Source organism: Delftia sp. DLF01, from assembly GCF_014852125.1.
Taxonomy (GTDB): domain Bacteria; phylum Pseudomonadota; class Gammaproteobacteria; order Burkholderiales; family Burkholderiaceae_C; genus Comamonas; species Comamonas acidovorans.
Genome location: NZ_JACVAZ010000006.1, coordinates 246,180 through 258,728 on the forward strand (window position 1 = coordinate 246,180; position 12,549 = coordinate 258,728).

Annotated in this window: 11 protein-coding genes; 2 read left to right on the top strand and 9 right to left on the bottom strand. The window is 68.9% G+C overall.

The window, feature by feature from the left end; genetic code table 11:
* Positions 1 to 76 precede the first annotated feature (76 nt).
* The 4 genes from IB269_RS26895 to IB269_RS26910 form a co-directional block, all read right to left on the bottom strand.
* Positions 77 to 544: a CoA-binding protein gene (locus IB269_RS26895; RefSeq protein WP_192368751.1), complete on the bottom strand. Its 468-nt coding sequence runs from the start codon at positions 542 to 544 to the stop codon at positions 77 to 79.
* Positions 545 to 572: 28 nt separating this feature from the next.
* Positions 573 to 1,844 (bottom strand): Na+/H+ antiporter NhaA, encoded by a 1,272-nt coding sequence (nhaA, locus tag IB269_RS26900; RefSeq protein ID WP_192368752.1) that lies wholly within the window; start codon positions 1,842 to 1,844, stop codon positions 573 to 575.
* A gap of 235 nt (positions 1,845 to 2,079) precedes the next feature.
* Entirely contained in the window at positions 2,080 to 2,613 is a 534-nt protein-coding gene (locus IB269_RS26905) for a hypothetical protein (RefSeq protein ID WP_013800334.1), read from the bottom strand.
* A gap of 193 nt (positions 2,614 to 2,806) precedes the next feature.
* Positions 2,807 to 5,086, bottom strand: coding sequence for a protein-disulfide reductase DsbD family protein (locus IB269_RS26910; protein ID WP_192368753.1), 2,280 nt, complete (start codon positions 5,084 to 5,086; stop codon positions 2,807 to 2,809).
* Between the two features lie 214 nt (positions 5,087 to 5,300).
* Here IB269_RS26910 and IB269_RS26915 point away from each other — a divergent pair, with 214 nt between their 5' ends.
* Both IB269_RS26915 and IB269_RS26920 read left to right on the top strand, forming a co-directional pair.
* On the top strand, positions 5,301 to 6,278 hold the full coding sequence (locus IB269_RS26915; protein ID WP_192368754.1) for a Bug family tripartite tricarboxylate transporter substrate binding protein: 978 nt from the start codon (positions 5,301 to 5,303) through the stop codon (positions 6,276 to 6,278).
* A gap of 43 nt (positions 6,279 to 6,321) precedes the next feature.
* Positions 6,322 to 7,182, top strand: a complete 861-nt coding sequence (locus IB269_RS26920) for a creatininase family protein (RefSeq protein ID WP_192368755.1) — start codon at positions 6,322 to 6,324, stop codon at positions 7,180 to 7,182.
* Between the two features lie 338 nt (positions 7,183 to 7,520).
* Here IB269_RS26920 and IB269_RS26925 read toward each other — a convergent pair whose 3' ends face one another.
* The 5 genes from IB269_RS26925 to IB269_RS26945 all read right to left on the bottom strand — a co-directional run bounded on the left by IB269_RS26925 (position 7,521) and on the right by IB269_RS26945 (position 12,453).
* The gene (locus tag IB269_RS26925; protein WP_013800338.1) at positions 7,521 to 8,495 is read right to left on the bottom strand and encodes a Bug family tripartite tricarboxylate transporter substrate binding protein; all 975 of its coding nucleotides are present in this window, start codon (positions 8,493 to 8,495) and stop codon (positions 7,521 to 7,523) included.
* A gap of 119 nt (positions 8,496 to 8,614) precedes the next feature.
* Positions 8,615 to 9,298, bottom strand: a complete 684-nt coding sequence (locus tag IB269_RS26930) for a histidine phosphatase family protein (protein ID WP_192368756.1) — start codon at positions 9,296 to 9,298, stop codon at positions 8,615 to 8,617.
* Between the two features lie 87 nt (positions 9,299 to 9,385).
* On the bottom strand, positions 9,386 to 10,345 hold the full coding sequence (locus IB269_RS26935) for a PhzF family phenazine biosynthesis protein (protein WP_192368757.1): 960 nt from the start codon (positions 10,343 to 10,345) through the stop codon (positions 9,386 to 9,388).
* Positions 10,346 to 10,432: 87 nt separating this feature from the next.
* Positions 10,433 to 11,617: a PLP-dependent aminotransferase family protein gene (locus tag IB269_RS26940; protein ID WP_013800341.1), complete on the bottom strand. Its 1,185-nt coding sequence runs from the start codon at positions 11,615 to 11,617 to the stop codon at positions 10,433 to 10,435.
* A 233-nt stretch (positions 11,618 to 11,850) separates the two neighbouring features.
* Positions 11,851 to 12,453 (bottom strand): LysE family translocator, encoded by a 603-nt coding sequence (locus IB269_RS26945; protein WP_034398013.1) that lies wholly within the window; start codon positions 12,451 to 12,453, stop codon positions 11,851 to 11,853.
* Between the last annotated feature and the right edge of the window lie 96 nt (positions 12,454 to 12,549).

The following is a 12,549-nucleotide window of genomic DNA, read 5'->3' on the forward strand; positions in this document are numbered from 1 at the left end:
ACCGGGCCTTGGTCCACGCCAATTGCAGGCCGCAGCCTTTCAGGGGCTGCGGCCTTTTTCATGGGCAATTCCTGTGCTACCGGGCAGCGGCTGGGGCATCGGCCAGAAGGCGCTGGTGCTCGATCTTCACGCAGCGGTCCTGCACGGTCCACAGGCCTGCAGCGCGGGCCGGCTCCAGGGCGGCATCGTTGACCACGCCCAGTTGCAGCCACAGGCAGCGCGCGCCGATGGCAATCGCCTCGGCGGCCAGCGGCGGGATGTCCTCGCTCTTTCGGAAGCAATCGACCATGTCGATGCGCAGGCCCTGTGCGGCCAGCGCGGCCGCAGCGTCGGCCAGGCTGGCATGGACGGGCTCGCCCAGGATGCGTCCGCCTTCGCGTGCGACCACGGGGTTCACGGGAACGATGCGGTAGCCGTGGCGCTGCATGTACTGCGACGCCTGGTGGCTGGGCCGGTCGGGCTGCGGCGACAGGCCGACCACGGCCAGGGTGCGGCACTGCACGAGGATGTCACGCAGGCGGGAGTCTGTGGCTGTATCACTCATGCGCCGCAGTGTACGCAGCGCATGCGGATCAGGCCGGCTGCGCTGTCGCGGCCGCAGCATGGCGGCGGCGCAGCACCAGGCCCCAGGCCAGGCCCAGCACGGCGGCCGTGGCCGACGCCATCAGCACCCCCAGCTTGGCGGCATTGAGCAGGGCCTCGCTGTCAAAGGCCAGCGTGGCGATGAAGATGGCCATGGTGAAGCCAATGCCTGCCAGCAGGCCGGCCAGCAGCGTGTCGCTCCAGCCCATGCCTGGCGGCAGTGCGCACATCCGCAGGCGCACGGCCAGCCAGCAGCTGAGCAGCACGCCCAGCGGCTTGCCCAGCACCAGGGCCAGGGCCACGCCCCACATCACGGCCGACGTGCCCGCCACATCAATGCCAGTGGTGCCCGCGCCCTGCAGCGGCACGCCGGCATTGGCCAGCGCAAACAGCGGCATCACGCCAAAGGCCACCCAGGGATGCAGGTCCGCCTGCACACGCTCCACGGGCGCTGCGCTTTCGCGGCCTGCCAGCGCATGCACGGGTGTCACCAGGCCCAGCACCACGCCGGCCAGCGTGGGATGGGCGCCGGTCTGCCAGATGCCCCACCAGAGCACGGCGCCCGGCAGCACATAGGCCCAGGCGCGGCGAACACCCAGCGACTGCAGCAGGAACACGCCGGCCAGGCCGGCGGCGGCCACCAGCAGCTGGCTCCACTGCAGCCCGCCCGAATAGAACAGCGCAATGATGAGCACGGCCACCAGGTCGTCGATGATGGCCAGCGCCAGCAGGAACACGCGCAGCGCGGGCGGCAGACCCCGGCCCAGCAGGGCCAGCACGCCCATGGCAAAGGCGATGTCGGTGGCCGTGGGCACGGCCCAGCCGTTGCGCAGCGGCGGCGCGGCATTGAAGGCCAGGAAGATCAGGGCCGGCGCCACCACGCCGCCCAGCGCGGCCATCACGGGCAGCAGCGCCTGGCGCGGCTGGGCCAGTGCGCCGGAATGCATCTCACGGCGTATCTCCATGCCGACCACGAGAAAGAACACGCTCATCAGCGCATCGTTGACCCAGAAATGCAGGGATTGCGACAGCTGCCACGGGCCCAGGCCCAGGCTCAGCGGCGTGTGCCACAGCGCCTCATAGGAGCCGGCCCAGCCGGAGTTCGCCCAGAGCAGGGCGGCGGCCGCTGCCAGCAGCAGCACGATGCCGCCCGCGGCCTCGGCATGGGACCAGCGGGAAAGGAAGGCGCCGACGCGATCGGCGAAAGACAGGAAAAGGGGCGTGCGCGGGCCGGACGGCCGCGGGGTCGTGTAGGTGTTCATGTGCAAAGCAGCAAAGGGGCCTTGCGGCCCCAGTGCGCAGGCGGCCCGACCTGCGCTATCAACACCTGTCCTGCCGCCCCATGCGGTCTGGACACCCAGCGGCCATTATAAAAGAAGCCCCCACTCCCTTTGCTGCGCAAGGTCCGCTGCCCCCCCGAGGGGGCCGCTTTTTGCCTTGGGGCGGCCCGGCGGCAAAAAATCGGCGGCCGGGACGCTTGCGCAAGACCCTGCGGATTCAGGGCCTGGGCGGCTCATTGCGCGCAACGCATTCGGCCAGCAGGCCCAGCGAGGACAGCGCAATCATGAAGACCAGGAACACATAGGCCGCCGTTGCCACGCCCAGGCTCATGCTGAAGCCCCATTGCAGCACCGAGCAGGCCATACCGGTCTGCGGGTACATCGCCGTGCACTGCGATGCGGCGGGCATGTGCACATACCAGGTGACGGCGATGAACATGGCGCCCGCCACCATGGCGGCATTGCCCCAGGGATGGGTCTGCGGGTGGTAGAGCGCATAGATCAGCGCCACGGGAACGGCCAGGCCCCAGGCGAACATCATCAGCCAGCTGAACACCGGCGAGACCGCCAGGATGGACTGCAGCCATCCCATCTTGGGCAATCCGTTGACGAAGCCCAGCAGGTCCCAGACAAAGGGCAGGACGATCCCCGCCACGGCCAGGCTGGCAAGCCCCAGCGCCAGCAGCAAACCCTTGCCGCGTGAACGATGGTGCACCCCCGAAGGGTGCGAATGGGTGATCAGTGCATGCATGGCCCACCTCCTGTGTCGTGCAGGGCGGGCAGTTGCCGCGCGGGCGGGTCTCCGGAGTCGGGCGGCAGCCGCGGCGCCTAGCGTTCGGATTGCGGTATTCCCCGGATGCATCCAGTCTAGGACGGCGTGCGCTGCAACAAATGTAGGCCTGGGACCTACCCAAAATCGGGGTTTGTCCCAGGAGGGCGTGCCGTCAAAGCGCGGCCAACGCCCCCAGCACCTCGCTCTTCGATAGCAGCTCGCTGAGCACCACCGGGGGCTTGCCCGGCGCATGCAGTACATAGACGGGCACGCCGCTGCGGCCCAGTTGCTGCAGCGCAGCGGTGATGGCCGGATCGCGCCGCGTCCAGTCGGCGCGCAGCAGGGTCACGCCGTGCTTGTCGAAGGCGGCCAGCACCTCCTCATGGTTGAGCGTGGTGCGTTTGTTGACCTGGCAGGTCACGCACCAGGCGGCCGTGTAGTCCACGAACACGGGCTTGCCCGCCGCCTGCAGCTCGGCTACGCGGGCGGCCGACCAGGGCTGCCAGCGCTCGCCTGCAGCGGACACCGTGCCCGTGCCCTCCGCCTGGGCAGGCGTGGTGATCAGGGGCGCGGTGGTGGCCAGCAGCGCGCCTGCCAGCACCACGGCCAGCGTGGCCAGCACGGCCCGCGTGCGGCCCTTGAGCGTCAGCGTCCAGACCAGGGCGCTGAAGGCCAGCAGCAGAGCCAGCAGCGCGGTGGCGGCGTCGATGCCGCTTTGGTGCCCCAGCACCCAGACCAGCCAGACCACGGTGGCGAACATGGGGAAGGCCATGGCGCGGCGGAAGGTATCCATCCAGGCGCCCGGGCGCGGCAGCCAGCGCACCACGGCGGGGACGAAGCTGGCCAGCAGATAGGGCAGGGCCATGCCCAGGCCCAGGGCGGCGAACACCGTCAGCGCCTGCAGGGCCGGCATGTCGATGGCAAAGCCCAGCGAGGCGCCCATGAACGGCGCCGTGCAGGGCGAGGCAATGGCCACGGCCAGCACGCCGGACAGAAAGGCATCGGCCACCGGATGGCGCGCATGGGCCGCAGCCCAGCGGCCGGGCAGCATGGAGCCGAACTCGAACAGGCCTGCCAGGTTCAGCCCCAGCAGCGTGAACAGGGCGGCCAGCAGGGCCACGATGGCCGGCGACTGCAGCTGAAAGCCCCAGCCCAGCTGCTCGCCTGCCGCGCGCAGCGCCAGCAACAGGCCGCCCAGGGCCAGGAAGGAAAGCACCACGCCCGCCGTATAGGCCAGCCCGCCCAGGCGCTGGGCGCGGCGGTCCTGTCCATGGCGTGCAAAGCCCAGGATCTTGATGGCCAGCACCGGGAAGACGCATGGCATGAGGTTCAGGATCAGTCCACCCACCAGGCCACCGAGCAGGGCCATCCACAGGCTGGTGGCGCTGGCGGCGCTGGCAGCAGGCGCAGCGGCCTGGTTGGCCGCCAGGGCAGCGGCCAGTGCGGGGGAAACGCTGGCCATGGCGGCAGCCGTCCAGCGGCCCTCGACCGGGGCCTCGGCGCGCCAGGCCACGGGCTGGCCCTGCTCCAGCGCTGCGGCGCGCTCGGCGGGTGGCAGGGCCAGGACCACGGGCAGCTTTGCCGGGGTCTCGCCGCGCATGTCGGACAGGGGCAGCTCGGCCACCCAGGCCGCGCCGTCCCAATGCTGCTGCCAGTCCTTGCCCAGTTCTGCCGCGTGGTGGAAGGTGTCGGAAGATTCGGGATAGAAGTCCAGCGTGCGGCCCTGCAGGGATTCCGGCAGGCCCTCGATGCGCAGCTGCACGCGCTCGTCGGGCGTCCTGCCTTGTGCGGCTGGCTGGCTGGCTGGCACCACCTTGGCCTGGGCTGGCGCAGACAGTGCCTGGGGCTTGAGCGCCCAGGCCTGGGTGAAGGCCTGACCCTGGCCTGCCGTGCTGCCCTGCACGGGCAGCTGCAGCTGAAAATCGCCTTCCTCGGGAATGCACTCCACGCGGCAGACCAGCCAATTCGCATGCAGGCGCAGGTCCAGCATGCCGGACGCGGGCGGCTTGAAGTCGGCGGCCACCTGCACGGGCACGGGCAGCAGCACCTGGCCCTCATAGCCGTAGTTGAGCAGCGGGCCCACGCGCAGCGCCTCGGGCACGGGCCACTGGATCTCGCCCGCCGTCAGGCCTGCAGGCAGCTGCCAGTTCAGCTCGGTGGCCAGGCCGGAGTCACCGGCGTTCTTCCAATAGGTATGCCATTCGGGCTGGTGGGTGATCAGCAGGCCCAGCCACAGCGTCTGGCCGGGCTGAACGCCTTCGGGTGCCTGGGCCACGAGCTCGGCCCGCACGCGCGGCGTGTCCACGGCCGCGGCCGCCCCGCTGCCGGTCTTCAGGCGCAGCTGCGCGCCGGCAGGGGTGGCAAGCAGGCTGGCGGCGGCAAGGAAAAAGGCGAGGAGCCAGAAGGCGAGGTGCTGGGGGGCAGTGTGGCGAAGAGGTGGTTGGTGCGGCATGGCGGACTGTGGGAGCCAGGGGCATGGTCTTTGGTTCCCCCGGCTGCAGGCTGCGATGGTAGCGGGCCGTCCAGAGAGATCGCCTGTGGCCGGCCGCAGGACGATTGGCAAAAGATATCGTTGCATAGGCGCTTGGTATTGGACAGGCGATATGTCCGTTGCCCATCATGGACCGGCCACCCATTCGGGATAGAGCAACACAAGGAGACAAGCCATGCAGGAGACATCTCGCCGCCACTTCCTGGCCGCTGGCGCGGCAGCGGCCGCAGCCTGGGGACTGCCGCAGCACGCAAGCGCGGCCGCTGCCTATCCCGACAAGTCCGTGCGCGTGATCGTGCCCTTTCCCGCCGGTGGCACCACCGACGTGGTGGCGCGGCTGGCCATGCAAAAGCTCGGGGAGCTGACCGGCCAGTCCTTCGTGGTGGACAACAAGGGCGGTGCCAACGGCGTCATCGGCACGGAATTGGCCGCGCGCGCCACGCCTGACGGCTACACCCTGCTGATGAACACGGCCGGCGCGCAGACGCTGAGCCCTGTGCTCTACAAGACCAGCTACGAGGCGCTGTCCAGCTTCGAGCCCATCAGCCATCTGTGCGACGTGGGCTTCGTCCTCATCGCACGCAAGGACCTGCCCGTGAACAGCCTGCAGGAGCTGGTCGCCATGGCCAAACAGGGCAAGCCGTTGAGCGTGTCCTCGGGCAGCAGCATGATTTCGCTGATCACCGAGCAGTTCAAGAAGGTGATTGGCGCGCCGGGCATCGTCAACGCCCAGTACAAGGGCACGGCGCCGCAGATGCAGGCCGTGGTGGCGGGCGAGGTGGATTTCTCGTTCGACTCCTTCACCTCGGTGGAGATGATCCGCACGGGCAAGGTCAAGGCCCTGGCCGTGCTGCTGCCCCAGCGCGCCGAAGTCTTTCCCCAGGTGCCCACCATCAAGGAGGCCGGCGTGGACGGCATGGGCTTCAGCTCCTGGTCGGGCCTGCTGGCGCCCAAGGGCACGCCCCGCGACATCGTGGCCCAGCTCGCGCAGCAGATGGACAAGGTCATGCAGATGCCCGACGTGCTGGCCAAGCTGCGCAGCTACAGCTATGTGCCGCGCCGGGGAACGCCCGAGGAGTTCGCGCGGCTGATCGAGTCGGACAACGAGCGCTGGAAACGCATCGTCAAGGAATCCAACTTCAAGGCCGAGTGAGGCGCCTGCTGCTGGCACTGTGGATGGCCCTAATATCTGGGCCATGCAACATCTCCCGTCCGCACCGCCCTCTCTCCACGCCTGGCCCTCCCGCTGGTGGGCCGAGGTGTCGGCGCGCGATTTCGCGCTGGCCCAGGCCGGCCTGGCTGCCGAAACCATCGCCGTGCTGCCCGTGGCCGCCGTGGAGCAGCACGGTCCGCACCTGCCGCTGTCCGTCGACGCCCGCCTGCTGCAGGGCGTGATCGATGCGGCCCTGCCGCTGCTGCCGCCCGAGCTGCCCGCGCTGTTCCTTCCCCCGCAGAACATCGGCTTCAGCGTGGAGCACCAATCCTTTGCCGGCACGCTGACGCTGTCGCCCGCCACGGTGATCGCGCTGTGGGCCGAGCTGGGCGCCTGCGTGGCGCGGGCCGGCGTGCGCCGGCTGCTGCTGCTCAACGGTCATGGCGGACAGGTCAGCGTGATGGACATCGTGGCGCGCGAGCTGCGCATGCGCCATGGCCTGCTGGTCTACAGCAGCAGCTGGTTCGGCCTGGTGGACGATGCGGCCAATGCGCAGTTCAGCGCGCATGAACACCGCTTCGGCATCCATGGCGGCGAGGTCGAGACGTCGATGATGCTGCACCTGGCGCCGGAGACCGTGCGCATGGAGCATGCGCGGGACTTTCATTCCACTTCGGAGGATCGGGCGCAGCGGCATGCCTTGCTGGGCAATGGGCGAAGCGCCAAGATGGGCTGGGCCATCGAGGACTACAACGTTTGCGGGGCGGTGGGGAATGCTGCGGGGGCTACGGCCGAGCGGGGGGCTTTGATGGTGGAGGCTTCGGCTCGGGGGCTGGTGCGGTTGTTGTCTGAGATGGTTGCGCTGCCTGCGGATACTGTCGGAAGGGCGCCGGAGCCTCTTTAGTTTTTGGTCTTTTTTGGACCCTGCCGGGTGGTGGTTTTTCGAGGCCGGGATTCGGCCCGGCGGCCGACCTGCTTTCTTGCCGCGCAGCAAGAAAGTAGGCAAAGAAATGCGCCCGAATGTCCGCGACCCCTTCGCTGCGCTGCGGGGCAACCTGCGTCGTGGCGGCTGCGGGGTTCGCCGTGAAACTCACTTCGCGCTGCGCGCTACGTTCAAACATCACGGCGAGTCAGTTCACGAAGCAGTCCTGTCCTTCGGCAGGACTGCAACCCCGCAACCGCCACGACGCAGGCGCTGACATACGGGGAGTGGTTGCGGGCCTTCGCTGCGCTCGGCCTTTTTTACTGTTTCGGGATCTTGGCCTGGACGATCACGTCGCCCCAGCGCTTGATTTCCGACTGCAGCAATTGCGCGGTCTGCTCGGGCGTGCTGGATTGGGCCTGCACGTTCATCTCGCGCAGTTTCTGCGTGACTTCGGGAGAGTTCACGGCGGCGGCGATTTCCTTGTTCAGGCGGGCGATGATTTCCGGAGGGGTCTTGGCGGGGGCGGCCAGGGCGTTCCAGGAGGAGGCGACGAAGCCCTTGACGCCTGACTCCTGGGCCGTGGGCACGCCGGGCAGCAGGGCCGAGCGCTTGTCGCCGGTGATGGCCAGCAGGTTGACGGCCTTGGAGTTGATCTGGCCCATGATGGGCGTGAGGATTTCCACGGCCGCGTCGATCTGCTTGCCGCGCAGGGCCGTGACCACGGCAGGGGTGCCGTTGAAGGGCACGATCTGGGCGTCGATGCCGGCGGTGGTCTTGAACAGTTCGGCTGCCAGGTGCTGGGTGCTGCCGATGGCGATGCTGCCGATGTTGAGCTTGCCGGGGTTGGCCTTGGCCCAGGCCACCAGCTCGCCCAGGTTCTTGAAGCGCGAGTCGCTGGCGGTGAGCACGCCGATGTCGAAGTAGCCCAGGGTGGATATCGGCGTGAAGTCCTTGACCATGTCGAAGGGCAACTGGTTGAACAGCCCCACGGTGACGGCACTGCCGTTGGACATGAGGAACAGCGTGTGCCCGTCGGGCGCGGACTTGGCCACGGTGTCGGCCGCGACGATGCCGCCTGCGCTGGGCTTGTTGTCGATGATGACGGGCTGGCCCAGCTGCGAGGCCAGTTTTTGCGCGACGACGCGCGAGGTGACGTCGGCCACGCCGCCTGCGCCAAAGGGCACGACGATGCGGATGGGCTTGTTCGACAGGGGCTGGGCCTGGCTGGTGATGGCGGCCAGCAGCAGGGCCGCGCAGGCCAGGGCGCTGCGCGTGAAACGGCGTTTGTTCATGGGTCTTTTGTCTCCTGGCCGGCGAGTTTGGCGCAAAAGCGCAGGCCGGCCCAGAGCGCCCGTGTTCTGGCTGCTATGCCTTGGCGCGATAGCTGTGTGACAGCCTTGCCGGTGCCGTATCAGGCGTGCGTGATCCAGCTGCGGTGCTCGTCCGTGTCCAGGTGGTTGAGCGTGTTGAAGGTCTGCAGCATCAGGCGCTTGGGGCTGGTGGTGAACTCGGTCACGGCGCTGTTGCGGATGCGCATGTTCAGCGCAATGGTGACCTCGGGCGAGGTGCCCAGCACATGGCCCACGGCCGTGGAGATGGGGCCGCCGCTGCTGACCAGCAGCACGTTTTCGTCGGCATGCTCGTGGCGCACGCGCTCCAGCACCTGGCGGACGCCGCCCGAGAAATCATCCCAGCTGGGCATGCCTTTGGGGCTGATGGTGCCGGCCATCCACTGGGCCAGGGCATCGCACAGCAGGCGGAAGTGGTGGCGGTACAGCTCGGGTGTGTCGGGCTTGGGCAGGAGCGCTGGATGGATGGCCTGCAGCAGCGCGCCGCTGTCGTATTCATCGAGGCCTGCAAGCGCCTGGGTGCGGTGCTGCTCGGCAGGCAGGCTGCCCAGGCCGTCGGCGATGCCGGCCAGCGTCTGCGCATGGCGGCGCAGCGTGCCCGTGTAGACCGCGTCGAAGCGCAGGCCGCGTTCGCGCCAGTAGGCACCCAGCCTTTGCGACTGCGCCGTGCCGCGCTCGCTGAGCTGGTCGTAGTCTTCGGCACCAAACGAGGCCTGGCCATGGCGCACAAGATAGAGGGTTCCCATGGCGCGGATTGTGGCCAGCGCTGGCGCTGGTGTTTGTCCTGCGGGCGACTGGCTGCCGCCTTGGCGACAGGCCTGCCGTGCCGGGCCCTACAGCAGTACCTGGCCGCTCACGCATTCCACGACATGGCCGCCTATCCACAGCGCGCCCTGCGCGTCCTCGCTGACGTGGATGCGCCCGTCGCGCCGCACGCAGCAGCCCTGGCTGGCGATGTAGGGCGCATGCAGCAGGCCTTCGCCGCGCAGCCACAGGGCCAGGCTGGCGTTGAGGCTGCCGGTGACGGGGTCTTCAGTGACGCCGACGGGGCTGGCGAAGCCGCGCACTTCCAGGCTGGGGGCGGCATCCGTCTCGGCTGCGGCTGGCCGCTGTCCCGTGGCAAAGGCGCGGGCCTCGCGGCTGCTGCGGCCGATCAGTGCCGGTGCATCTTGCGCGCTGTCGTACAACGCGCAGGCGCCCACCTTGGTGTTCAGCGCCTTGAGCCTTGCATGGTCGGGCTCCAGCGACAGCACCTGGTCGGGGTGTTCGAAGAGCACGCCCATCCAGCGCGGGCCGTTGTCCAGCCAGGCCGCACGCAGGATCTGGCCGCGTTCTGCGCCCAGCGCGGCCGCCACGTCCTCCAGCAGGCCGGGCTCCACGTCGCTGATGTCGGTGGACGGTGCCTGAAAGGCCAGGCGCCCGTCCTGGCGCTCGATGCCGATCAGCCCCTTGGCGCACTCCTGCACGATGCGCTGGGCCTGCTGCGGCACGCCGCCCTGCGCCAGCCAGGCATGGCAGCTGCCCAGCGTGGGATGGCCGGCAAAGGGCAGCTCGCCGCCCGGCGTGAAGATGCGCACGCGGTAGTCGGCGCCTGCGGCGCGGCCGGCCTCGGTGGGAGGCAGCACGAAGGTGGTCTCGGACAGATTGGTCCAGGCCGCGAAGGACTGCATCTGCGCATCGGTCAATCCGGTGGCGTCGAGCACGACGGCCAGCGGATTGCCCAGGTAGGGCCGTGCCGTGAACACATCCACGGTCATGAAGGGGCGCTGGCGGGGAGCGGCGGTGGAGGTCATGGCAAGGGGCAGGGGTGCGATGAGCAATGCAGGATGAAGAAAGCCGGCGCAAAGCCGGCTTTCAGGGAACAGCCGGGGCTGTGCGTATCAGGCCGACAGCTGCGAGCGGATGGCGTCGGCCAGGGCGGCGATGCCCTTGTCGATCTGCTCGGCCGACACCGTCACGTAGGACAGGCGCAGCGTGTTGGCCTGGGGCTCGTCCGCATAGAACGGCGCGCCGGGCACGAAGGCCGTGCCTCGTTCCACGGCGGCGGGCAGCAGCTTTTGCGCATCCATGCCCTTGGGCAGGCGAACCCACAGGAACATGCCGCCCACGGGGCGGGTCCACTGAACGTCCAGGCCGGCCATTTCGCGTTCCAGCGCGGCCAGCATGGCATCGCGCTGGCGCTTGTACATGGCGCGGATGGTGGGCACATGGCGGTCCAGGAAGCCGTCCTTGATGACCTCGGAGACCACGCGCTGGTTGAAGCCCGGCGTGTGCAGGTCGGCCGCCTGCTTGGCCTGCAGCAGCTTGTTGTAGACGGACTTGGGCGCCACCAGGAAGCCGATGCGCAGGCCCGGGGCCAGCACCTTGGAAAACGAGCCCAGGTAGATCACGCCTTCGGGGTTGCGCGCGGCCAGCGGCAGGGCGGGGGCCTGCTCGAACCACAGGTCGCCGTAGGGGTTGTCCTCGATCAGCGGGATGTTGAGTTCGCGCGCCTTGTCCACCAGGGCCTGGCGGCGTGCCTCGGCCATGGTGCGGCCGGTGGGGTTCTGGAAGTTGGGCAGCACGTAGGCCAGGCGGGCCTTGTCGGCGCCGGTGCCGGCCTTGGCGGCGAAGTCCTCGACGAGGATGCCGTCGTCATCGCTGTCCACGCCCACGGGAATCGGTTCCTGCGGTGCAAAGGCCTGCAGCGCGCCCAGGTAGGTGGGCTTTTCGACCAGCATGCGGCTGCCACGGTCCAGGAAGACCTTGCCGATCAGGTCCAGCGCCTGCTGCGAGCCCGTGGTGATCAGCACCTGGTCGGGGTCCACTTCCCAGGGCAGGAAGTCGGCCACGGCCTGGCGCAGGGGGGCGAAGCCCTCGCTGGTGGCGTACTGCAGGGCCGAGGCGCCATCGCGCTGCATCACGGTCTGGCAGGCCTGGGTGAACTCGTCCAGCGGGAAGGCCAGCGGCGAGGGCAGGCCGCCCGCCATGCTGATGATGCCGGGACGGTCGGTGAGCTTGAGGATTTCGCGGATGGCGGAGGGGTTCATCTTGGCAGCACGGTCTGCCAGCGTCCAGGTCGTCATAAAAAAAACAGTTCCAGGTCTTGCGGTGCCCGCCATGCGGGCGGGCTGGTATGGATTGCCATGCCGTCGTGGGGCACGGGCCGGCCGCATGTGAAGAGCGGAGTGCGGATAGTGCGCTCGCTCTTGCGCCGGCAATGAGGGTATTTTGTCGCGGGCGTGAAGGGTCTGCGCATCCTCCCTTCAATAGCTGGGCAGGCCAGTACGGCCTTTGCCTGGGCGTGGGTGGAGGACCCTCATGCGGCCACCATCCACATCGCCGTCAGCGCCAGCATGGTCGCCATGGCACGGTTGAACCACAGCAGCCTGCGTCCCTGGGCCAGCCAGTGGCGCAGCAGTGCGCCCACGCAGGCATACAGCAGATTGCTGAAAAAGGCATAGGCGGCCATGACGGGCAGCACCACGGTCAGGCGCTCGGTCAGGTCGTCGCGCCCGGCCAGCCAGCCGGCCACGATGGCCAGGGCCAGCAGCCAGGCCTTGATGTTCACGAATTGCAGTCCCACGCCCTGCCAGAAGCCCACCTGCAGCTGCTGCGGCGATTGCAGCGAAGCCATCTGCGCGCTGCGGCTCAGGCGCCAGGCCATCCACAGCAGGTAGCCGATGCCGGCGGCCTTGACCAGCCACAGCAGCAGCGGCGCCGCGACAATGGCCGCGCCCACGCCGGCCGTGCTCAGCACCAGCAGCACGCACCAGCCCACGGGCACGGCCAGGACGAAGCGCAGCGCCGGGCGCAGGCCGTGGTTGGCGGCCAGGGCCGTGGACAGCGTGGTGTTGGGACCGGGGCTGAAGCTCATGGAAGCGGCGAGCAGCAGCAAGGCGGTGAGTTCGGACGGTGGCATGAGGCGGTGGCCCCGAAGGTCTCCATACAGGCGGCAGGGGCTGTTGGGGAGGAGGGCACGGCAGGCCTTCTCCGCAGCACGAATGCATGAAATATA

Bases quoted from the DNA above. Each gene is read 5' to 3' on its own strand.
- IB269_RS26940 (WP_013800341.1), bottom strand. From the start codon at position 11,617: ATGACGACCTGGACGCTGGCAGACCGTGCTGCCAAGATGAACCCCTCC.
- IB269_RS26920 (WP_192368755.1), top strand. From the start codon at position 6,322: ATGCAACATCTCCCGTCCGCACCGCCCTCTCTCCACGCCTGGCCCTCC.
- IB269_RS26945 (WP_034398013.1), bottom strand. From the start codon at position 12,453: ATGCCACCGTCCGAACTCACCGCCTTGCTGCTGCTCGCCGCTTCCATG.
- IB269_RS26895 (WP_192368751.1), bottom strand. From the start codon at position 544: ATGAGTGATACAGCCACAGACTCCCGCCTGCGTGACATCCTCGTGCAG.
- IB269_RS26910 (WP_192368753.1), bottom strand. From the start codon at position 5,086: ATGCCGCACCAACCACCTCTTCGCCACACTGCCCCCCAGCACCTCGCC.
- IB269_RS26915 (WP_192368754.1), top strand. From the start codon at position 5,301: ATGCAGGAGACATCTCGCCGCCACTTCCTGGCCGCTGGCGCGGCAGCG.
- nhaA (WP_192368752.1), bottom strand. From the start codon at position 1,844: ATGAACACCTACACGACCCCGCGGCCGTCCGGCCCGCGCACGCCCCTT.
- IB269_RS26925 (WP_013800338.1), bottom strand. From the start codon at position 8,495: ATGAACAAACGCCGTTTCACGCGCAGCGCCCTGGCCTGCGCGGCCCTG.
- IB269_RS26930 (WP_192368756.1), bottom strand. From the start codon at position 9,298: ATGGGAACCCTCTATCTTGTGCGCCATGGCCAGGCCTCGTTTGGTGCC.
- IB269_RS26905 (WP_013800334.1), bottom strand. From the start codon at position 2,613: ATGCATGCACTGATCACCCATTCGCACCCTTCGGGGGTGCACCATCGT.
- IB269_RS26935 (WP_192368757.1), bottom strand. From the start codon at position 10,345: ATGACCTCCACCGCCGCTCCCCGCCAGCGCCCCTTCATGACCGTGGAT.